Consider the following 21,386-nt stretch of genomic DNA (forward strand, 5'->3'; position numbering starts at 1 on the left):
TGGGTACCACCAAACGTGGAATTAACCGACGCCGTGCAAAAACTCTGCTCGCGTGGAGGCATTCTGTTTGAAGTTACCACCCAACGCTGTCGTTGTCGTCGCACTAGTCGCATCCATCACTCCACGCGCTTTCACACAATAATGAGTCGCGTGCATGTGAACAGCAACATTCTCCGTCTCCAATAGCGTTTGCAGAGCCACCAAAATTTGACGAGTCAAACGCTCTTGAACCTGAGGGCGCTGCGCGAAGAAACGTACGATACGATTGATCTTCGACAAACCAATGATTTTGTTCTTAGGTAGATATGCGACAGTACACTTGCCATCAATCGTGACTAAGTGATGCTCACAGGTGCTGGTCATGGTGATGTCTTTCACTCTCACCATTTCGTCACAACCCATCTTGTTATCGATCACAGTAATCTTGGGGAAATTTGCGTAATCAAGTCCGGAAAACACCTCATCAACGTACATTTTTGCAATGCGCGCTGGTGTTTCAGTCAAACTGTCATCATCGAGGTCAAGATCGATAACAGACAAAATTTCCCGCATGTGATATTCAATTCGTTCTTTCTTTTCTTCCGCGGTCATTGTGGAGCCGGTCTGCATTGGTGTCTCAATACCGCGTGCGATAAGGGCTTCGCGGACTCGTGTTGCTGAATCGCTCAATGCTGTCATGGAAAATCCTTGAATTATTGCAATGTTGTTATCTAATTAATTACTCGTCATTCACAGACAAGGATCAATTTCTGTCAGATTTTTGAAGCATAGCGTTTATAGTAAAAAATTTACACCTCGAAATGCGTGTGGGCATTAGTTTCAGCGGCTAAAGTTTGCCATAATGCCCGCTTTATTCTGCGTATTGAGCATAAGTTGCTCGAAACTACTGAGAGTTCATTATGGGTTGCTGCGACACTCCTGGTTTGATGCCTGTATCAACGGCTATCGACATTCTTTTGGATCAAACCACGCCACTGACACAAACCGAAAACGTGTCACTGATTGACGCACAAAATCGCATTACGGCGGAAGATATTCGATCGCCTATCAATGTCCCACCTTTTGCCAACTCAGCAATGGATGGCTATGCCCTGCGCTGTGCTGATTTAGAAAAATCTCGCACCCTCGTTTTGGCAGGTAAATCTTTCGCTGGTATTCCTTTTGAGGGCGATTGGCCTGAAGGATCCTGTATTCGCATCATGACCGGGGCTGAAGTGCCAGTAGGTGCAGATGCGGTCATTATGCAAGAGCAAACAGAAGTAGACGGCGATCAGATTATCTTTACTGCATCAGCGACCGCTCAACAGAACATTCGCCCTATCGGCGACGACGTTAAGCAAGGCGCTGTCGTTATTCCGAAAGGCACGCTGCTAACGCCTCGAGAAGTGCCTATGCTGGCAACGCTAGGCATTGCGAATGTCACTGTTATTCGCAAGCCCAAAGTTGCATTCTTCTCGACAGGCGACGAATTACGTCAAGTTGGTGAGCCTTTGGGTAAGGGTGAAATCTATGACAGCAACCGCTATACCATTCGCGCAATGCTGGAAAAGATGCACTGTGAAGCAATCGATCTAGGTGTGGTACCTGACTGCCCGGAAAAATTGCGACAAACCTTTCTAAGTGCTGCAGACGATGCGGATGTCATCGTGACATCGGGCGGTGTCAGCGTCGGTGAGGCCGACTACACCAAAGACATCTTGGACCAAGAAGGGGAAGTTGGCTTTTGGAAAATCGCTATCAAGCCTGGCAAACCCTTTGCTTTCGGTACTGTTAAAGACGCGCTTTTCTGTGGATTGCCTGGCAATCCAGTGTCTGTACTGGTGACTTTGCACGTGCTTGTTCAGCCACTTCTAGCGAAACTAGCAGGACATACGCAATGGCAGCAGAGCATCGCACTAAAAGCCAAAGCAGAAACGCGTTTCAAAAAAGCCCCGGGTCGCACTGATTACCAACGAGCTATCTATCGCATGAACGAACAAGGTGAACTCGTTGTCGCATCAACAGGCAACCAAGGCTCTGGCGCATTTAGTTCGCTTTCATTGGCAAATTGTTTTGCCATTCTTGAGCAAGATCGCGGCCACATAGAAGTGGGTGACTCAGTCATGGTTGAACCGTTTAGTGCAGTGTTGAACTAATCCTGCATTGAACTCGCCAACGAGGTCGCCGGTGTTTTAGCGTCACGCTAAAACACTCCCGGCCTCTCCCCACTCCTTGTACTCATCTACCCGAACGCTAAGGGACAACGTGGACATTCTCTCTCCCGAAGAAGAACTCAGATATAACCGCCAAATCGTGCTCAGACAATTTGATTTCGACGGTCAGGAGGCTTTAAAGCAAAGCCAAGTCCTTATTCTAGGTGCTGGCGGTTTAGGCTGTGCAGCAAGCCAATACCTTGCTGCTGCGGGAATTGGGAAAATAACGCTCATTGATGATGACCGCGTTGAACTATCAAACTTGCAGCGACAAGTGCTTCACAATGACAGCACAATTGGTGAGCTGAAAGTAGAGTCTGCGGCCAAAGCATTGCGTGTTCTCAACCCACATGTAAGTATCGACACCATCGAAAAACGGTTGGATGACAATGCCTTATTGGCATTAATCGAACAGCACAGTATCGTTATCGATTGTTCAGACAATATTGGCACACGAAACCAACTCAACCAACTTTGCTTCTGTTCAAAAACGCCTTTGATCAGCGGTGCCGCTATCCGTTTGGAAGGACAAGTAGCTGTCTTCACCTATGGAGAGAAAGAGCCTTGTTACCAATGCCTCAGCGCACTGTTTGGCGAACAGGTGCTGAGCTGTGTAGAAGCGGGGATCTTATCGCCCGTCGTTGGCATCATTGGAGCAACCCAAGCACTTGAAGCCATTAAAGTCATATCAAAATTCTCACCAGCGCCAACAGGTAAAATAATGTTTTATGATGCACTGAGCAGCGAATGGCGGTCGTTTTCTTTGCCTAAGAATCCTAAGTGTGGTGCTTGCTCTACTTAACACTCGGTCTCAATTAAGCGACACAAATCTCAAAATGAGAAACATCTACTACAATTAGGAGGGTCTCTGTTGTTGCTTACCTGACAGCATCAACAGAGTGACGTTCCTTTTTTATGTGGGTGCATTGCAACAACGATGATAAAAACCCTATCTATTGTCCTTGTCATCATGGGTATGTTTGCGCTCCTTTCTGCGTTAAAGTCGTCGATCTCCTTATATCAACGTGATCGACGCCCTTCTACATTCAGTTTTGTTCCTGTCGTGCTTGGCTTCATCATTGGCTATATCTTGTATGCTGCCTTTCTATCGATGAAGCCAGAAATCACCTTTATCGAGTGCGTCGTTGCTGTCATTTTCTTTGGTGGCGGTATTTTCTGCGTCATGATATTTGGCGTCGTTTCTCAGAGTATGGAACGCATCGCTTTTGCTGAGTTCCAACAACGCCATAACGCCTCACACGACCGATTAACTGGCTTACCTAATCGACGATTTCTCCTCAAAACAATCACCGAGCAAATCACCGATGACAGTACTATTCAGCAAAAACTTGCCTTAATCATTATTGATATTAATAACTTCAACAATTTAAACGAGGTGTTTAGTCATCAAAAAGGGGACGTTTTACTCGCTCAATTCTCAACACGACTGAAAGAGTACGTTGACGACGATATATTTCTTGCTCGTTCAAGTGGCAATCGGTTTACTTTGGTTCTTCTTAACCCTGAAAACACCAACATCCCAGCATACATTGAAGGCATGCAAGCGTATCTCGACCATCCACTTACCATCAACGATCATGATATGAACTTGACCAATACCGCTGGCGTTGCACTCTTTCCAGAACATGGTTCCAATGCTGAAGAACTGCTAAAACGCGCAGAGATTTCGATGTATAGCGCGAAACGTATTCAAGCGCCATACGCCATCTATGAACCCTCAAGAACCAGCCATTTTTACGATCAGACTGAATTAGCTGCCATGCTACACAATGCAATTTCGACAATGGATTTCGAACTTTACTTTCAACCCGTCATGAATGTTCAAACTCCAAACCAAACTACATTTGAAGCTCTCATTCGGTGGACGTTGAATGATGGATACATCGTACGCCCTGACGATTTCATTCCCATCGCCGAACAAACTAATGCTATCAAACAGATCACTCATTGGGTGTTGGAAACAGCAATTGCCCAGCTAGCTATTTGGCATTCACAAGGTATTTTTCCGCAAGTACAGGTGAATCTATCGGTGAAAGATCTGGAGGATAACAACCTGGAACCCTACTTAAAGCGATTATTGAAAACCTACGCCATTAACCCTGCCCAATTAACGTTAGAACTGACCGAAACCAGCATGATGCAAAATCCCTGCAAGGCGCGAGAAGTCCTCGAAAAAATCAAAAAACTGGGCGTTTCGCTAAGCATCGATGATTTTGGTACGGGCTTCTCATCGCTATCAATTCTTAGCAATATGCCCATAGATGAAATAAAAATCGACCGCAGTTTCGTGACAGACTTACTCTATAGCAGTAACCACGAAGCCATTGTTAGGTCGACAATCTATCTTGCACACAGCCTTGAATGCCGTGTTGTTGCAGAAGGTGTAGAGACCGAGGCATTGGGCCAGTATTTGATGTCCATTGGGTGTGACAAGATACAAGGCTATTGGTATGGACGTCCGATGACTTTGGCCCAGACGGATGCTTGGCTACATGAATCTCACTTAGTTAACTTCAGAGTTGCTAGCCAAAACTAAGCCTGCACCTGAGTCGCTCCAAATGTTAAGAATCACCTCCGTTCTCCCCTCGTTTATTCGTTTACCTAACTATTCGCACACAAAACAAGCGATTCATTTACGAATCATTCGTCTCGTCATTAATGCTTCAAATTAGTGAAACATAGCTGTCATAAAACTCTCCTAAAGTTGCTTTCGTTGACTCATACAGCGCCTCACCAAAAGGCAACCCAAAGGAAAGCGACAATGAAATCAAACGTATTTTCTGCATTGTGCGTAGCAAGCGCATTGATGGCCACAACCGCTTCAGCGCAACAAACAATCACTGTTTCCGGCTCAACCTCAGTGACTGAAGTAATGGAAGTACTTGCCGAGACTTATCACAAGCAAAACAACAGCACATTTATTGAAGTGCAAGGCACGGGGTCTTCGGCGGGAGTTAAAGCGGCAAAAAACGGCACCTCCATGTTTGGTATGGCCTCTCGCGAATTGAAGGAATCAGAAAAAGAATCATCAATCACTGAAACCGTAATAGCACGTGATGGCATCGCTGTCGTAGTCAACAACGCCAACCCGCTAATTGACCTCACTGTTGAGCAAATCGCGAAAATTTATCGCGGAGACGTTAAGAACTGGTCAGACGTTGGTGGCGAGGACAAACCTATCGTTGTTGTGACCCGCGATACTGCTTCAGGCACACGCGGTGCGTTTGAAGACATCATGAGCCTTAAGCGCAAAATCAACGGCATGTCTGTCTCAGCCATTTCCCAACGCGCTCAGGTCGGTAACGGCAATGGTGTAGTGAAAACCATCGTCGCTAACAATCCATTTGCTATCGGCTACATCTCACTAGGCTCTATCGACACGTCTCTGAAAGCTGTCAAGGTTAACGGCGTATCACCAACATCAGAAGCGGTGGCTGCAGGCATATACCAAGTTGCGCGTCCGTTCTTGGTGCTCAATAAGGTGGGTAATCCATCACCTGAAGCCGAAGAGTTCCTGACATGGATCATGTCTGCAGACGGCCAGAAAATCGTCTCAAACCAAGGCTACGTGCCAGTCAATTAATCAAACTTAATCACTAACCATATTGGCCCAACTCGTTTCTAGTTGGGCCACGTTAACAAACTTCCTCAATGCCAAAACTGGCATCATGGAGTGAACCATGACCACCATACATCAACACGTTATCGAACCCCTTCCGGCAGGTAAGCTCGGTCGAGGTAGAAACCACGACTGGCGTGAAGAGTTTTTCCGCGCCCTATTTCTCACTGCTGCCGCGCTTGGCGTGTTGTCTCTCGCCACTATTGGCTTTTTCATTTTCCGTGAAGGGATTCCTGCCATTCAGCAGGCTGGCCTTGTCAACATAGTGACAGGTTCGGAGTGGCTCCCCCCTGCTCTTTACGGCATTGCCCCAATGATTGTGGCATCGCTAGCATCAACCGCTGGCGCTGTTGTCATCGGCGTGCCCGTTGCTGTACTAACAGCAGTTTTCATAGCTGAAGTCGCACCTAAGTGGCTAGCCAACATTATTCGTCCAGCTGTCGAGTTACTGGCTGGCATTCCATCGGTGGTTTACGGTTTCTTTGGCCTAGTGATCATCGTTCCTATGATCCAAGACATTTTCAACGTACCTGCTGGCAACACACTGCTTGCAGGCATTATCGTGCTTGCCGTGATGATACTTCCCACTGTGATTGCAGTGTCTGAAACATCGTTGCGTGCCGTACCTAAAGCCTACAAAGAAGGCTCCCTTGCGCTCGGCGCATCACCGATGTTCACAACGTTTAAGCTACTCATTCCAGCAGCGCGTTCAGGCATTATGACAGGTGTTATTTTGGGCATTGCCCGCGCTCTCGGTGAAACCATGGCCATCATCATGGTGATGGGCAATGCACCGGCAATGCCTGAGGGTATTCTTGAATCAGCACGTACGCTAACGGCAAACATCGCACTAGAGATGTCCTACGCGTCTGGCATTCACGCCAATGCGCTCTACGCCACAGGCATCGTTCTCTTGGTATTCATCATGATTTTGAATGCTGCCCTGCTATACCTAAACCAAGAAAAAGCGAAGTAACCCCATGATGACACGTCAATTCAAAGACAAACTTTCGCTAGTTACCGTTTGGCTAGCTGCAGGCATGACCGTCGGATTTCTGTTTTGGATCATCTGGTACATTTTAAGCAACGGTTTGCAATACGTGAACTGGTCATTCATCACAAGCGACTACAGCCGTATTGGTGAAGAATCTGGCATCTGGCCAATGATTGTCTCCACCATTTACATGGTTATTGCGTCTATCTCTATCGCAGCGCCGATCGGCATCATGACCGCCATCTACCTCACCGAATACGCCGCGCTCGGTAGCAAATGGGTAAAAGTGATTCGCTTTTGTACGGAGTCACTTGCAGGCATTCCGTCAATCATTTTCGGTCTATTTGGTATGACATTCTTTGTCGCCGTGTTGGGACTAGGCTTCTCGATTCTATCAGGCGCATTAACGTTAAGTATTTTGATTCTGCCTGTCATTATTCGCACAACCGAAGAAGCGCTGATGGCAGTGCCAAACACTTACCGTGAAGGCTCCTATGGACTAGGGGCATCGAAAATCTACACCATTTGGAAACTCATACTACCGAGTGCGATGCCGGGCATCGTGACTTCCATCATTTTGAGTGTAGGACGCGTTATTGGCGAGTCTGCCCCCGTTTTTCTAACTGCAGGTATGGTCGCCCGAATCCCAGAAAGCGTGTTGGATTCAGGCCGTACCCTCACCGTACATTTGTATAAATTGACTCAGGAGCTCTACACCGTCCACGAGTGGCACCAAGCTTACGCCACTGCAACGGTACTGATTGTTGTCGTACTGCTTATCAACATGATGACCAAACTCATCGCTAGCAAATTCAGCAAAGCCACTTATTGAGTCTGGAAGAATAATCATGAACAAATTCAACATTGAAAACCTAAACCTGTTCTACGGTAACGGCGCAAACCACGCATTGAAGAATATCAACCTACCGATCCCGAATAAAAAAGTGACGGCGTTGATTGGCCCGTCTGGCTGCGGAAAGTCCACACTATTACGTTGCCTGAATCGCATGAATGATCTCATTGAAGGCGTGAAAATTGACGGTCGCTTGGATATGGATAACGAAGATGTTTATGGCAACATCGACATTGCAAACCTTCGCATTAAAGTTGGTATGGTGTTTCAAAAAGCCAACCCATTTCCAATGAGCATTTATGACAATGTTGCTTACGGTTTGCGTGCCCAAGGCGTCAAGGATAAAAAAACACTGGATACAGTCGTTGAAAAGAGTTTGAGAAGCGCTGCCCTTTGGGATGAAGTGAAAGACAGGTTGAAGTCCCATGCGTTTGGTTTATCAGGCGGCCAACAGCAGCGTCTATGTATTGCCCGAACCATAGCCATGGAACCCGAAGTTATTCTGATGGATGAACCAACGTCTGCACTTGACCCTATAGCGACCAAGAAAATCGAAGATTTGATGGAAGAATTGAAAAAGAACTACACCATCGTCATCGTGACACACTCCATGCAACAGGCTCGTCGTATCTCAGACCGCACCGCTTTCTTTTTGATGGGTGAACTGGTTGAACATGACGATACACACCAGTTATTTGCCAACCCTCGTGATCAGCGCACGCGTGGTTACGTGAATGGCGATTTCGGCTAACGGGTCAATTTTTTCTACTTAGCCAAACATCCTCATACTAAGAGGATAGAAATCGTAATAGCAATGCCGTGATAAGATTCCCTCAAGCTCTCACTTCAGTGAGAGCGTTTTACTACCTTTTTAAGCAACCGCTATCCATTCATTCTGCTGGTTCTCCCCATATTGTGCCGGTATATCACCAACAAAAAATGACCGAAATGACCTACTCCATTCAGATTTAACAGATTTCTGACCTTATCCGCTGATTTGGTAAGCAATATACCCGCGCAGCCCCGAAATACTGCGGTATAATAAGCACAATGTTCTTCATAACACCGTGTTTGAGTTACGAGGAAACTTTCCTTCATCGGCACTGTCTTTAATACATGCATTCAGTGACATATCTGGAGTAACAAATGAAAAAAATGGCAATTGCAATGCTGGTTGCACCAGCAATCTTAGCAGGCTGTGCAACCAGCACTTCAGCACAAAACGACGCTATGGATGTTTCTGTTGTCAACATGCAGCACCACAACTGGATTCTGGAAAGCGTTGATGGTCAGCCATTAAACCTTCCAGAAGGTTTTGCTGCGCCAAGCTTAGAGATTGGTGAGTCATTCACTGCTAATGGCCATGGCGGTTGTAACCGTTACTTTGGTCAAGGTGAACTGAAGGAAGACCAATTCCGCATCGATAAAATGGCAAGCACTATGATGGCATGCCCAGAATCAGCAATGGATCTCGAAGGCGTAATGACCAGTGTATTAGGTGATTGGAGCGACGTGACGCTGACTAAACAAAAACTCGTTCTGAAAAATGGCGAGCATGTACTGTCTTTCCAGCTGCGTGATTGGGTGAACTAACTCCCCCTCGATAACCAGTTACAAGTATATTCAGCCTCCTTCGGGAGGCTGTTTTCGTTCTTCGGTATATATCCAATTAGACTGATTCCGCCCCGCAACAACCGCTTTACCTAAGGCTATCTCCGCATAAGCAATCACTTTCGAAGCATCCATGTTATCGGCATTTAGCACGGTAACCCCACCAACCGAAATGGTCATGAGCTGACTGCCTTCTTCTTTGTCAAAAGGCAATTTCAACTGTTTAATCGCTTCTAAACACACATTAGCAATCGGAGCGCCATCTTTGGTATTTGGCAGAAGTATGGCAAATGTTTCTCCTCCATAACGGGCCAACAGATCCCCAGGGCGCTTTAACGTATCTACTAAAGATTGACCAATCAAACGAATCGCCTTATCACCCACAACGCGACCATGTTTTGCGTTGTAGTGGGACATATTATCAATTTCAATCATGATCATACTGATGGCTAGCTTGTCACGCTGAGTGCGTTTCACTTCAGCTTGTACACATTCTTCGAAGTAATCTCGATTACAAAACCCCGTTAAACCATCGCTCTTCGAGATCCTTTCGAGTTTTTTGTTAGCTTCGCGCAACTCACGGGTTTTTGCATCCACACGTTTTTGTATCAGTAAAGCGCGGTGTTGAAGCATATAAAGCAAATATGCCAGTAACGTAAAAATCAAAACACCGATAAAGAAAATTAAGTGGGGATAAACACTCATCCGCTCGTTCACATAACTGGGTGAAGGCGTGCCTTTTAACAACCACTCTCTTCCAGCAAAATAAATCGGCGCAGAGGTATAGCTCAATGCTTCTACTGGCGGCTCAGACAAATCGACAACGTTCCGATAAATCACGTCACTTTGCGCTTTTAGCCCCACATCCAGCAATTCCAAGTTGATGGACTCTTTTACCGTGTTGTTAATGGCTAAATCAAAAATATCCCCAACAGCAAACAGCCCTAACAAAAAGCCTCTCAACGTTTCTTGGCGATCGGCTGCTGTTTCCGGCTCACCATAAAATACGGGGAGTAGCATAAGAAAGCCGCTATTGTCTTCAAACTCTCTTTTTAAGCGCATAGCAGGTGTTGCAATAGGAACACCACGATACCAACTCATTTCCAACGCATCTTTCATTGATGCTCGCGAGGCCAAATCAAACCCCACCATGTTCTGATTTTCAGCATATGGCGTCACATACCGAACAGGGAAATAGCGATCCCTCTGCCCTGCTTTTGCCAAATCTCCCGTTTCATTCAGCTCAACAATTTCAAACAACGCAAACTCTAACGCCGCTTCCGCTTCATAGAGGGAGCGTTCATCGTTCGTGACAAATTCCGCCCATTCCATTGCGCGTATATTAGGATGTCGATCCATCACATTGTTAGCCAACGCGCTGAAGGCATCTTCATTGATTTCATTGCTAAGGGAGAGCTGACTGCGTAGGGCGTAAAGGAGTTCGATACTGATGTTGAGCTCTCTGCCTAAAGAAAGGGCTGCATTTTCAACGTCTTTTTGAATTTCATGTTTAACGGCTTGCTTCTCAGATTGATACAAAGACATGGCTGCGAGGAACGAAAAAAACAGCCCAACGAGGACCGTTACAATCGTTGAATACAAAACCTTCTTTGCCATCCTCTTTATACCCTCCGTTATATGTTAACTAATTGTTAGTCATATTTACGAATCCTGCCACCATGGGGCAAACTAAGCGCTTGAATTCTTTGGTGAGGAAGTGAAAATAAATTCGCCCTGACGGAAAAAACCATCAGGGCGAGAAGGGATCAACGAGATTTCGCATCGCTGAAAATGCAAAGAATTATTAAAGAGGGTCTATATTTTCGACCTCTTTATGCCCAAACAACCTGTAGATTCAGGATTCAACGAGGCTTACTGACGTTATCTCTCAGTATGCTCGCAGCATTGACCAAGCTAGACAACGCGGCTTCAACTTCGTCCCAGTTACGCGTCTTCAATCCACAGTCTGGGTTAACCCATAAACGTGAATCTGGAATGGTTTTACGTGCTTTCTCCAACAAAGCAACCATGCTGTCTACCTCTGGGATGTTTGGTGAATGAATGTCATACACACCCGGGCCAATTTCATTTGGATACGAAAATTCTTCAAATGCTTGAAGCAATTCCATGTCTGAACGCGACGTTTCGATGGTAATGACATCGGCATCGAGCGCAGCAACAGAGTCAATAATGTCGTTAAATTCGCTGTAACACATGTGTGTGTGGATTTGCGTTTCTGGTTTGGCACTTGCCGCTGAGATCTTAAATGCATTAACCGCCCAATCGAGATACGCTTTCCAATCACCCGCTTTTAACGGCATCCCTTCACGAATTGCAGGTTCATCAATTTGAATAATGTTGATACCTGCTTCTTGTAGATCAGCCACTTCATCACGCAACGCCAGCGCAATTTGTTCTGCAATGGCTTGGCGAGACAGATCTTCACGAGGGAAAGTCCAACCCAAAATCGTCACAGGCCCCGTCAGCATACCTTTCACCGGTTTGTCTGACAGGCTTTGTGCATAGGACGTCCAATCCACAGTGATCGGTGCAGGGCGAGAAATATCACCCACGATGACAGCAGGTTTCACACAGCGAGACCCGTAGCTTTGTACCCAACCGAATCGGGTGGCAGCAAACCCATCAAGGTTTTCAGCGAAATATTCCACCATGTCATTACGCTCTGGTTCGCCATGAACCAGCACATCAAGGCCGAGTCTCTCTTGGCGCTCAATGGCATCTTTAATATGGCCTTGCATTGCAGCCGTGTAATCTGTGGCAGACAGAACACCTGACTTAACATCACGGCGCTGCTGACGAATTTCGGCCGTCTGCGGGAATGAACCAATGGTCGTAGTTGGGAAAAGAGGTAACGACAGCGCCGTTTTTTGCGCTTTTGCGCGCGCTTCATACGGTAGTTCTCGCTCACCTAACGCAGCAGTAATGCCGTTCACTTTCGCTTGTACATCTCGCTTGTTGACTCGCTCACTGAATGCGCGCGCTTCAATGGCTTCGCTATACACTTCACAAGCTGCAATGGCAGATTCATTTCCATCAAGTGCTTTTGCCAATAACGCTACTTCATTCAGCTTTTGCTTAGCAAAGGCCAACCAAGAATACACTTCTTCGTCGAGGCTAGTTTCTAAGTTCAAATCAATCGGCGAGTGTAAAAGAGAGCAACTGCTTGATACCCAAAGGCGATCGCCCAGCTTTTCCGCGGCAGGCTGGAGTGCTTGCAGCCATTTGTTCAGGTTGGCTTTCCACACGTTACGGCCATTTACGACACCGAGTGAAACCACCCAGTTGGAGGGAACTGCATCGATCACGGCATCCAACTGTTGTGGCGCAACACTCAAATCAACATGCAGACCGTCTACTTTTAGTGCGCTAATCACATCAAGCTGTTGCTCAACAGATTCAAAGTAGGTAGTAAGAAGCAGTTTTACGTCGCCACTAATGACTTGGTACGCAAGCTTGTAGGCTTTTCTCCACTCTTCGGGCAAATCAAGCGCAAGAATAGGCTCATCAATTTGCACCCATTCAACGCCTTGTGATTTTAGCTTGGTGAAAATTTGCTGATAAACGGATAACAAACGTGGAAGTAAATCTAGGCGGTTGAAACCGTCTTCTTTCTCTTTACCGAGATACAAGTAAGAAACAGGTCCCAAAACCACAGGCTTCACCTTGTAACCCGACTTCTGTGCTTCTGACACCTCTTCAAATAACTGATTCCAGCTCAAAGAAAATTCATCGTCTTTAGTAAACTCTGGCACGATGTAGTGATAGTTTGTATTGAACCACTTTGTCATGTCAGACGCTGCACAGCTGCAACCTGTCGGTGCTTTACCACGAGCAATCCGGAATAAGGTGTCGAGATCTGGATGACCGTTACGATGACGCTCAGGAATATGACCCAAGGTCAGGCTGGTTTGTAGAACATGATCATACCAAGCAAAGTCGCCAACCGTGACGTAAGAAAGCCCAGCATCGGCTTGTGACTGCCAGTTGTTGTGGCGAATAGTAGCAGCAACATCGCGAAGGGCTTGTTGGTCACTTTTCCCGTGCCAGTAACTCTCCAATGCAAATTTCAATTCACGTTTGTTGCCGATGCGCGGGTAACCAAGAATATGTGTAGTGGACATTATCTTCTCCTTTTTAGCCGTCCAGATGTTTACATGTCCACCTTGATTCATTAGAGTGCATAAAACAAACTCAAATTACTCAAACGGATGTTGAGAATAATTCATGTTAGAAGTTAAGCACTTGCGAACGCTCTCTGTATTACGCGATACAGGCTCATTGACAGCGACAGCCACACAACTTTGTTTGACACAATCTGCCTTGTCACATCAGCTCAAAGATCTAGAGCAACGCATAGGCGCTCCATTGTTTCTTCGAAAAACACGTCCTGTTCGTTTTACTGCAGAAGGCCAAGTGTTGCTGGCACTGGCGGATGACATGCTTCCTCGCCTTGCGAGAGCTGAAACGGAACTCGCAGCGTTGAAGGAAGACGCGCAAGGTCGATTGCATATGGCGATCGAATGCCATTCCTGCTTTCAATGGTTAATGCCAGCATTGAAAGAATACAGAATGAGCTGGCCCTTGGTGACATTGGACTTCTCTTCAGGATTTGGGTTTGAACCCTTACCTGCCTTGGCTAGTGGGGAATTGGATCTCGTTATTTCGTCAGACATTAGCCCTCGCAGCGAAATCCACTATGAGCCGCTGTTTGATTTTGAAATGCGATTGGTGCTCTCGGATACGCATCCACTGGCATCGAAAAGTGTTATTGAAGCCGAGGATTTGGCGAATGAAACGCTTCTTACCTACCCCGTTCAGCGTCAACGAATGGATGTCATCAAACACTTTCTCCATCCCGCGGGCATCGAGCCGGCAAACTTTAAATCTGCAGACAACACACTGATGCTAATTCAAATGGTGACGGCAGGTCTTGGTGTGGCGGCTTTGCCGAATTGGGCAATCAGTGAATTTTCACGACAAGGATTAGTGGTTGATAAGCCGTTAGGAAAAGGACTATGGCGACGACTATATGCAGCAGTCAGGCATCAAGAAAGTGACCGTCCTTACCTTCAGGCATTTTTCGCCACAGCACGAAATCAATGCCATACGCATTTGGATGGGATCAAGAAAGTCTGAGCCGAGAAATCGGCTCATGGTTGTCAAAGCAGAAAATTCAAACGGCTATTTTTGCCTTAACTGGTTCACAACGGGATCGTAGTAGCATCCCATTTCGTCCAGTTTGTGCTGGAATGCTTGTTGGTCCAATTCAAATTGCACTAGCAAGTCGTCAAGACTGCTGCACTCCAAACGCAGCTTTTCATTCACGATGCCATACATGATCGCACCATCAAGATGATCGAGATTATGAATTTCCATAAACACTGCTCTCTGTCTGCCATTATACCCAAGTAACCACATGTCTATTTTAGTCCAGTTAGATCATCTGCTATAAACAACAGGATCAAAAAAGGCACTTCATGTGCCTTTTCCTACCATTGAAACAGAAAACTGAAGCTCGCAGAACAATGATGAATAACAGAGTGAGTTTGGCTATTAAGGACTTAGACCATCGCAGACATTGCCAAGCCAGAGGCGCTCGCAATAACGATAAGCGCACAACAGAGTTGGGCTAGCCGGGGGGGAGTTTGACGCAGTAAATGTAGTGCCCAAATTATCACGCCACACACTACCAAGCCCAAGCTAGAAAGCAACGAAGTAATCAATGTGTTAGCTTCGGACTCAGGCATTGAAGCGCTTGTCACCGCAATAATCACTGCCATGAACATGGAGGCGACAATGCCGACGACAGGCAAAATGCGGTGAAAAGCCTGTAAACGAGAACGAGCACGAACCAGTAAACAATGCGCTGTAATTGCGCCAACCAACAGCACTTGAGAAAGCATTAGCAAACCTGCTGCACTACCCTGCTGCCAAGCAGACACCAACACCGCCAAAACACCAAAGCCATTGGCGAGATGCAGTATTGGAATAGGGCCTGATAATCGCGTTTTTCCTGATTTTGAGCGCAACGAGAAAATACCAAGCGCGATAAACGGCAATACCGAGAATGGCGAGAAGGGAATCACCACCGCCCACGCTGCAACGATAAACCAAAAAGCTTTGTGGAGACGACCACGTTGACCGGGGCAGATATCCCCTTTAAGTAACACTAACGTCAAAACACACTGGGCGCCCAAGGCCCCAGACATCACCACCGAACTCAACAATTCGTACATTCTTTCTTACCCAATGAAAACGTGCGCCCGATTATACCCAAATTACGGGAATATGCAGGTTTCTAAACATCACCTTCATGAACCTCCACTGGAATGCAAATTTAGGATTCATTCACAAAACAACGTAGATAACCTCACAGATATTGATGATTATTTTGCTTTAGCTCGCATTGATATGTAACTGTTTTAATATAGAAGTGAATATTGTGAACACGGTTCAAAAATATTAGACGATCTGTCGGTTAATTTACGACGTACTGATAGGCACTATCCAATAATTTTAGGCTAAGGAAACATGGAGTTAACCTACCGAAATTATAAACTCTCTCTTCGTGAGCTTTGGAGCGCGAGTAGCCATGCGAGTAGCTTCAATACGACGCGAGCGACGTATCTACGCAGTCGTATCATCGCGCTGAGTTATGTGTGGGCGGTATTGACCCTCGCATGGATTCCTGTCGATCGTCTTGTTATGCCCCAGGATAATTACTCGTTAGTACTCTTAAGGGTAGGTCTCGCCGTTGCTTTGCTTTCAATTGCTCGCGCTGTCAGCGTGCGAAATTCGCTTCATGATTGCCGAATTGCCTTAGTGAGTTTGGTAATGAGTTTCAACGTTTTCTACCTTCTGGCGAATCACACCTTAGGTTACCCTCATACCGTTAATTCATTTAGTTTCTGCTATACGCTACTGCCCTTTCTGCATGTCATCATGTTAACCGTTTTCCCATTGTCCATCAGGGAATCATCATCACTCATTTTGGTTACAGCCCTCACACAATTGTTTGTCGACTACCATAACGGCGCATTGTTATCACTTGATACAATAGCCATTTACTGGCTACAAACTGTTGTCGGTTTATTGGTGATTTGGGGACAAACATCCAAGTTGCACATGATGCTTCGCCTCTATCGCCATGCGACATTAGACCCACTAACCGGTGTCTACAATCGCCGAATGTTACTCACCCTCGCACAACGAGACATTGAAAACACACGAACCAGAGCACGTCCTTATTCCGTCTTAATCATGGATCTCGATAAATTCAAACGGATCAACGACAGATATGGTCACTTTGCTGGCGATCTCGTACTGCAAGCTTTCACCAAATCAGTGCAAGAAACGTTACGGAAATCTGATATTTTTGGACGTTTTGGTGGTGAAGAGTTCATCCTCTTTCTGCCTCAGTGTACGGCAGAAAATGCGCAACTGGTGGCCGATAGGATAATGAGCAGAATTAGGAACTTAAACATTCCAGTTCAAGGTACTTCTAAGCCAATTCACGTGACAACCTCGGTTGGGATTAGCACGAGCGTATCGACGGAAGATACCATGAACCAATTGCTAGAAAAGGCAGATCTTGCCCTGTACCACGCCAAGAACAATGGCAGAGATTGTAGTCAAACGTTTGAGAATTGTGGTGAGAAGGTACAAGAGAAATACAAGCGCCCTTGGCTTGAAGCGACAAATTAACTTAATCCCCATTCACCCATTACAAGCAAACGTTATGGGTGATAGCTTTCTTTTCAATGACACCTAGGAATTGAATCAAAATCAGGTTCACCGCTGCCAATGAAACGGCACCGAGTGTCACAGCAAACCATCCACCATACTCCCAGCAGCCAATCAAATAGAACCCGCCCAGACTTCCACCGACATAATAGTGAACCAAATACAATGCGGTTGCTGTCGCCTTGCCACTAACAGCGCGACGACTCACCCATCCATAAGCCAATGAATGGGTAAAAAAGGCGCCACCTCCAACAATCAGAAGCCCAACAATAACAGCTATTTCGGTCTCTACACTTGCCACCAGCACACCGAGTAACGTGACAACTGTGCCAAACGTCATGCCGGACACAGGAGAATATCTATTTGCCCAACGTCCACTTAAACGAGACGTTAACGTACCCGCGAGATAGCATACAAAAATAGCAGAGGCGACCCCCACTGGGAGGTTAAACGGCGCTTCCAGAAGCCTAAATGTTGTTACCGAATAAATGTTAACGAACAACGCGAAGTTGACGCCACCGATGATCATCGCGACCCAAAGTATGGGAGAGCGAATATGCATACCAATCATTTTTGCTTGAGCAAGAAAAGAAGTCTTAGATGAGACAAAACGGCGCTGTGCCGGTAGCAGCCAGAACACCAAGATAATACCAATCGCAGTGACAACTGCCATTGCCATCACCGCGCCTTGCCACCCCAAGAAATCTGAGAACACGCCGCCAAACAGTCTGCCAAAAATACCCCCTAATGAATTTGCACTGATGTACCCACCAACTGCTACCACCAGCGCTGTCGGGCTAAATTCATCAGCCATATACGCCACAGCGACAGCGGCATAACCCGCCAAGGCGATGCCCATTAACCCACGCAAAGCCACGAGCCCCCAAAAAGCTTCAACATGCCATGAAGCAATTCCCACGATAGGCAGAAGTAAGAGGCTCGAAAACATAACGGGGCGACGGCCAACTTTTTCCGACAGCAATGCCCACGGCAATAAACTCAGGGACAGACCCAAGGTTGAAGATGCCAATAACCAATTGGCTTTGGTTGCAGTTACATGAAAGCTATCGGCAAAAATAGGCAGCATTGGCTGAAATAGGTATAGGTTGCAGAATACCAAAAAGGAGCCAAAAGACAGGGCAAATGCGGCTTTGCGATAAGCGGGAGTCTGTAATTCAATCATGCTCTACATTACGGATGTCAAAATATACTCTGAAATTAGCAACCTACTGGTGATATATAAAGTATATTAAATATATAGAAGTAAGATCGTTTGTTTATACTTATACCCAAGTAACATGAAGATGCAGGATTCAGCGAGTTTTACTGGCGTTATGATCAAGGCGTCCCTTTGCCGATGTAGCGATCTCCATTAAAAAGGGATAACACCGAGCATGGCGTCAGTAAACTCGCCCGAAGGGAGGCCCTCAGTGCGTCCACTTCATCGTTAAATTCCTGTGAGATAGAATGACTATTTCTACAAGAATTTGCCTTGAATTGAACGCACTGATGGCCTCTGAAATCGAGCATCTTCAGGTTGTTTGGGTATATACCCAAACTCCCATAAATCGCTTAGACATTTTCCCCTAAAGGCTACTGCACATGGATGTTCGCCAACTTCGCTACTTCGCGTGTGTCGCGGAACAGATGAGTTTCACCCGCGCAGCAAGAAAATTGCACATCGCGCAGCCTGCATTAAGCATCGCGATTAAAAAACTCGAAAGTAGCATTGGACTAAACCTTTTTGATCGCAACGAACGCCAAGTTCACCTCACGTATGAAGGCAAACTTCTTCTGCCCCATGCACATCGAATCTTACAAATGATGGAAGATGCGAACACAGAAATGGCGGAGCTACGTGGTTTGCAAAAAGGCGAAGTTCGTGTCGGCGTACCAGGTATGTTGGGTTCCTACTTTTTCCCCTCTATTTTAATGGGCTTTAAGAGCCAATACCCCGACCTCAAGCTCAGTGTCGTAGAGGCAGGTACTCAGTCTATTCGCCAAATGCTGCTAGATGGAGAACTCGATGTCGGAGTGATTCACAGCAAAGATGTGCCTGCAGCGTTGGATACGTCTCATTTAATCACATCGCAAATGGTCGCTGTTACAAGTACGGACCATCCACTGGCAACAAGAAGCTCGATTAGCTTCGAGTCATTTTTTGATGAAGAACTGGTGATGTTTAAAAAAGGCTATTTCCATCGCGAATTCATTGACCAGATTTGTGCCACCCACAAAATCAGCCCCCACCTCTCTTTTGAAACCAATTTGCTGGCAATGATCCTCAATATCGTTCGTCATGGTTTTGCGATCACCGCTTTGCTGGAACTGGTCACTGAACACGAACCTGGGCTCGTTGCGATTCCCTTTGACGAACCCGTGACCCTAGATATTTCTATGGCATGGCGCAAACACGGTTACTTATCACTGGCAGACCGCGCATTCATCGACTTTGTCCAACAAAACAAATAACAGGAAAACAACTGTGCATTCATTTTCCTTGGGCTCTCCCAACGCATCAATCATTGTTTATGTCGAAAAAGCACCACCGCTGGATAAGCTATGGGGTGACATGCCGCTAAATGGGAGCAATACACCACTCTCATCTGAAGAGATCAAAGCCATTGGAGAGGTAGGCGGAAACGGCTGGCGCAAAGTGTTCAACGTGTATGCAAAGTTACTTCATGCCTTACCCGAAAACTCACCTCTAAGGCCAAAAGGGTTTGAGACATGGCAAGCGTACAGAGACAACGAACTGCTACAAGTATCATCCAATACCCGGTTGTGTTTTGGTCACCATCACCTGCAACTGCCAACCAAGAATCATCAACCTTTCGAGCACCAAATCCACCTTATTGCAGGAAAAACACATGCCAACCAATTAGGCATTGCAACGGAATGTGTTTGGCTTGACCATGAATTTGCCAAACACCCCACGATGCCACTCATCGTTTGCCCCTATTTTGATTATCGCCAATTATCGAATAATAAAATCGACGTTCTCATCGGGTTAATGCAATCACTTGAGCACCAACAACACGATAACTTTATAAATCACCTTGAATAGAGTGATCGTTTTTGGCGTACTAACCCGTAATTTATCACTACGGCACTAATTGTTAATTTCAGGCTGACATGACTATTTTTCTTGTCACAGCCTTTGCTAAGATGGCAACACTACTCAACTTATCGCTTATATAGAAACAGTACATAAGCAGGCCAACCGCACGCGCAAAAGGATATTGCACCGATGAATATTAAACACCATGCCTTAATGGGCTTTGCTCTGCTGCCCATGTTTGCCCATGCGGGGCTCGCCGAGCACGGAGGTATTAGTGGCGAAATTTCACTGATTGGTGGGGTTGTTTCTACAGATTCCAACCTCTCTACAGGTGGTGAAGCTACAAAAAACTCACCGTTAAACCGTAGCGGTAACAGGGAAACCGATAGCATTTTTGGTCCACTGGGTAGTGTGGCTTTCACATGGGGTGCAGGGTTAAACCATCAGGTTTTCGCAGGTACGACGCGAGAAGATATTGCAGTGGGAACGATTGCACTGGAAATCGGCTATAAATATGAATTTGCTTCAGGTACGCAAGTCACCGCCGCTTATCTACCCACCGTTGTCTCAGAAGAAGTTTGGGCAAATCCTTACCTCACCGATACAGCCCGCAGTGAAACAGACAAGTCTGGTAATGCATATCGCCTGCAAGTTAGTCGAATTGGCGGTTCACCCCTGTCACTGGATTTCGCTTACGCACAAACCGAAATCGACAATGAACAAAGTGGCACGAGCAGCTTTTCACCAACCGAACAAAACCAGCTTGCACGCGAGGGGGATAGCTTTTATACCAAGGCCAGCTATCGTCAATTTCTAGGTCGCGGTCTAGGGGTCGCGCCTGCCGTGGTCTACATCAACCATGATGCCGATGGCGATGCCATGTCATACCAATCCATTGGTGGGGAGCTTTCTTATTTCAGCTTTGCCGGCAGAAATAAAATTGTGTTAACGGGTAAATATCACGTACGTGATTACGACGCGATACATCCTGTTTTCGAAGCTACACGAGAAGATAAAGAATATGGTGCTTTCCTTGCCTATGAATATGGCGAGATTTTTGGTCTGGATTCTTTGTCATTCATTTCACTGGCAGGTTATAGCAACATCGACTCAAATATCGACTTTTACAACGCAAGCCAATACCTATTTTCGCTGGGTGTAAGCTACAAATTCTGAATCAAATGGGCTGCATTTTCAGGTAGTGCAGCCCAATCCTGTCAAAAACCCTGCAAAACTGCGGGTTTAAACCTTCTGGCTCTCCTCTCTACAAG

The 21,386-nt window shown here is 46.2% G+C and carries 19 protein-coding genes; 13 read left to right on the forward strand and 6 right to left on the reverse strand.

What is annotated here, in order from left to right; translation table 11 throughout:
* Positions 1 to 21: 21 nt before the first annotated feature.
* Positions 22 to 678 (reverse strand): GTP cyclohydrolase I FolE, encoded by a 657-nt coding sequence (folE, locus tag LRP50_RS15755; protein ID WP_274165413.1) that lies wholly within the window; start codon positions 676 to 678, stop codon positions 22 to 24.
* 221 nt (positions 679 to 899) lie between these two features.
* Between folE and moeA the strand changes: the two genes are divergently transcribed.
* The 8 genes from moeA to LRP50_RS15795 all read left to right on the forward strand — a co-directional run bounded on the left by moeA (position 900) and on the right by LRP50_RS15795 (position 9,272).
* A complete protein-coding gene (moeA, locus tag LRP50_RS15760) occupies positions 900 to 2,135 on the forward strand; it encodes a molybdopterin molybdotransferase MoeA (RefSeq protein WP_274165414.1) in 1,236 nt (411 codons plus the stop codon).
* Between the two features lie 109 nt (positions 2,136 to 2,244).
* A complete protein-coding gene (gene moeB / locus LRP50_RS15765) occupies positions 2,245 to 2,994 on the forward strand; it encodes a molybdopterin-synthase adenylyltransferase MoeB (protein ID WP_274165415.1) in 750 nt (249 codons plus the stop codon).
* A 135-nt stretch (positions 2,995 to 3,129) separates the two neighbouring features.
* Positions 3,130 to 4,749: a putative bifunctional diguanylate cyclase/phosphodiesterase gene (locus LRP50_RS15770; protein WP_274165416.1), complete on the forward strand. Its 1,620-nt coding sequence runs from the start codon at positions 3,130 to 3,132 to the stop codon at positions 4,747 to 4,749.
* A gap of 225 nt (positions 4,750 to 4,974) precedes the next feature.
* The gene (locus tag LRP50_RS15775) at positions 4,975 to 5,796 is read left to right on the forward strand and encodes a phosphate ABC transporter substrate-binding protein (RefSeq protein ID WP_274165417.1); all 822 of its coding nucleotides are present in this window, start codon (positions 4,975 to 4,977) and stop codon (positions 5,794 to 5,796) included.
* A 97-nt stretch (positions 5,797 to 5,893) separates the two neighbouring features.
* The gene (pstC, locus tag LRP50_RS15780; protein WP_274165418.1) at positions 5,894 to 6,808 is read left to right on the forward strand and encodes a phosphate ABC transporter permease subunit PstC; all 915 of its coding nucleotides are present in this window, start codon (positions 5,894 to 5,896) and stop codon (positions 6,806 to 6,808) included.
* A 4-nt stretch (positions 6,809 to 6,812) separates the two neighbouring features.
* Complete coding sequence (pstA, locus tag LRP50_RS15785; RefSeq protein ID WP_274165419.1) at positions 6,813 to 7,658, forward strand: phosphate ABC transporter permease PstA; 846 nt, start codon at positions 6,813 to 6,815, stop codon at positions 7,656 to 7,658.
* A gap of 16 nt (positions 7,659 to 7,674) precedes the next feature.
* Positions 7,675 to 8,430, forward strand: coding sequence for a phosphate ABC transporter ATP-binding protein PstB (gene pstB / locus LRP50_RS15790; RefSeq protein ID WP_274165420.1), 756 nt, complete (start codon positions 7,675 to 7,677; stop codon positions 8,428 to 8,430).
* A gap of 395 nt (positions 8,431 to 8,825) precedes the next feature.
* Positions 8,826 to 9,272 (forward strand): META domain-containing protein, encoded by a 447-nt coding sequence (locus LRP50_RS15795; RefSeq protein ID WP_274165421.1) that lies wholly within the window; start codon positions 8,826 to 8,828, stop codon positions 9,270 to 9,272.
* 30 nt (positions 9,273 to 9,302) lie between these two features.
* Here the strand turns inward: LRP50_RS15795 and LRP50_RS15800 are convergent, their stop codons facing one another.
* Complete coding sequence (locus LRP50_RS15800) at positions 9,303 to 10,907, reverse strand: CHASE domain-containing protein (RefSeq protein WP_274165422.1); 1,605 nt, start codon at positions 10,905 to 10,907, stop codon at positions 9,303 to 9,305.
* Between the two features lie 245 nt (positions 10,908 to 11,152).
* The gene (metE, locus tag LRP50_RS15805; RefSeq protein ID WP_274165423.1) at positions 11,153 to 13,432 is read right to left on the reverse strand and encodes a 5-methyltetrahydropteroyltriglutamate--homocysteine S-methyltransferase; all 2,280 of its coding nucleotides are present in this window, start codon (positions 13,430 to 13,432) and stop codon (positions 11,153 to 11,155) included.
* Positions 13,433 to 13,535: 103 nt separating this feature from the next.
* Here metE and metR point away from each other — a divergent pair, with 103 nt between their 5' ends.
* Positions 13,536 to 14,447, forward strand: coding sequence for an HTH-type transcriptional regulator MetR (metR, locus tag LRP50_RS15810; RefSeq protein WP_274165424.1), 912 nt, complete (start codon positions 13,536 to 13,538; stop codon positions 14,445 to 14,447).
* A gap of 45 nt (positions 14,448 to 14,492) precedes the next feature.
* Here the strand turns inward: metR and LRP50_RS15815 are convergent, their stop codons facing one another.
* Both LRP50_RS15815 and LRP50_RS15820 read right to left on the reverse strand, forming a co-directional pair.
* Positions 14,493 to 14,687: a DUF4250 domain-containing protein gene (locus tag LRP50_RS15815; RefSeq protein ID WP_274165425.1), complete on the reverse strand. Its 195-nt coding sequence runs from the start codon at positions 14,685 to 14,687 to the stop codon at positions 14,493 to 14,495.
* Positions 14,688 to 14,872: 185 nt separating this feature from the next.
* Positions 14,873 to 15,547 (reverse strand): hypothetical protein, encoded by a 675-nt coding sequence (locus tag LRP50_RS15820; RefSeq protein WP_274165426.1) that lies wholly within the window; start codon positions 15,545 to 15,547, stop codon positions 14,873 to 14,875.
* Between the two features lie 295 nt (positions 15,548 to 15,842).
* Here LRP50_RS15820 and LRP50_RS15825 point away from each other — a divergent pair, with 295 nt between their 5' ends.
* A complete protein-coding gene (locus LRP50_RS15825; protein WP_274165427.1) occupies positions 15,843 to 17,015 on the forward strand; it encodes a GGDEF domain-containing protein in 1,173 nt (390 codons plus the stop codon).
* Positions 17,016 to 17,034: 19 nt separating this feature from the next.
* On the opposite strand, the gene LRP50_RS15830 is transcribed toward LRP50_RS15825, so the two are convergent.
* Positions 17,035 to 18,237, reverse strand: coding sequence for an MFS transporter (locus tag LRP50_RS15830; RefSeq protein ID WP_274165428.1), 1,203 nt, complete (start codon positions 18,235 to 18,237; stop codon positions 17,035 to 17,037).
* Positions 18,238 to 18,656: 419 nt separating this feature from the next.
* On the opposite strand from LRP50_RS15830, the gene LRP50_RS15835 reads away from it, so the two are divergent.
* The 3 genes from LRP50_RS15835 (at position 18,657) to LRP50_RS15845 (ending at position 21,291) form a co-directional block, all read left to right on the forward strand.
* Positions 18,657 to 19,526 carry a LysR family transcriptional regulator gene (locus tag LRP50_RS15835; RefSeq protein ID WP_274165429.1) on the forward strand — a complete coding sequence of 290 codons (870 nt, stop codon included), beginning with the start codon at positions 18,657 to 18,659 and terminating at the stop codon, positions 19,524 to 19,526.
* 13 nt (positions 19,527 to 19,539) lie between these two features.
* Complete coding sequence (locus LRP50_RS15840) at positions 19,540 to 20,121, forward strand: DUF6942 family protein (RefSeq protein WP_274165430.1); 582 nt, start codon at positions 19,540 to 19,542, stop codon at positions 20,119 to 20,121.
* A gap of 183 nt (positions 20,122 to 20,304) precedes the next feature.
* A complete protein-coding gene (locus tag LRP50_RS15845) occupies positions 20,305 to 21,291 on the forward strand; it encodes a DUF2860 domain-containing protein (protein WP_274165431.1) in 987 nt (328 codons plus the stop codon).
* Positions 21,292 to 21,386 lie beyond the last annotated feature (95 nt).

The sequence above is a fragment of the Enterovibrio gelatinilyticus genome, from assembly GCF_028683095.1.
GTDB classification, from domain to species: domain Bacteria; phylum Pseudomonadota; class Gammaproteobacteria; order Enterobacterales; family Vibrionaceae; genus Enterovibrio; species Enterovibrio gelatinilyticus.

Coding starts and splice junctions, on each gene's coding strand:
- folE (WP_274165413.1), bottom strand. CDS start 678: ATGACAGCATTGAGCGATTCAGCAACACGAGTCCGCGAAGCCCTTATC.
- moeA (WP_274165414.1), top strand. CDS start 900: ATGGGTTGCTGCGACACTCCTGGTTTGATGCCTGTATCAACGGCTATC.
- LRP50_RS15770 (WP_274165416.1), top strand. CDS start 3,130: ATGATAAAAACCCTATCTATTGTCCTTGTCATCATGGGTATGTTTGCG.
- LRP50_RS15775 (WP_274165417.1), top strand. CDS start 4,975: ATGAAATCAAACGTATTTTCTGCATTGTGCGTAGCAAGCGCATTGATG.
- pstC (WP_274165418.1), top strand. CDS start 5,894: ATGACCACCATACATCAACACGTTATCGAACCCCTTCCGGCAGGTAAG.
- pstA (WP_274165419.1), top strand. CDS start 6,813: ATGATGACACGTCAATTCAAAGACAAACTTTCGCTAGTTACCGTTTGG.
- pstB (WP_274165420.1), top strand. CDS start 7,675: ATGAACAAATTCAACATTGAAAACCTAAACCTGTTCTACGGTAACGGC.
- LRP50_RS15795 (WP_274165421.1), top strand. CDS start 8,826: ATGAAAAAAATGGCAATTGCAATGCTGGTTGCACCAGCAATCTTAGCA.
- LRP50_RS15800 (WP_274165422.1), bottom strand. CDS start 10,907: ATGGCAAAGAAGGTTTTGTATTCAACGATTGTAACGGTCCTCGTTGGG.
- metE (WP_274165423.1), bottom strand. CDS start 13,432: ATGTCCACTACACATATTCTTGGTTACCCGCGCATCGGCAACAAACGT.
- metR (WP_274165424.1), top strand. CDS start 13,536: ATGTTAGAAGTTAAGCACTTGCGAACGCTCTCTGTATTACGCGATACA.
- LRP50_RS15815 (WP_274165425.1), bottom strand. CDS start 14,687: ATGGAAATTCATAATCTCGATCATCTTGATGGTGCGATCATGTATGGC.
- LRP50_RS15820 (WP_274165426.1), bottom strand. CDS start 15,547: ATGTACGAATTGTTGAGTTCGGTGGTGATGTCTGGGGCCTTGGGCGCC.
- LRP50_RS15825 (WP_274165427.1), top strand. CDS start 15,843: ATGGAGTTAACCTACCGAAATTATAAACTCTCTCTTCGTGAGCTTTGG.
- LRP50_RS15830 (WP_274165428.1), bottom strand. CDS start 18,237: ATGATTGAATTACAGACTCCCGCTTATCGCAAAGCCGCATTTGCCCTG.
- LRP50_RS15835 (WP_274165429.1), top strand. CDS start 18,657: ATGGATGTTCGCCAACTTCGCTACTTCGCGTGTGTCGCGGAACAGATG.
- LRP50_RS15845 (WP_274165431.1), top strand. CDS start 20,305: ATGAATATTAAACACCATGCCTTAATGGGCTTTGCTCTGCTGCCCATG.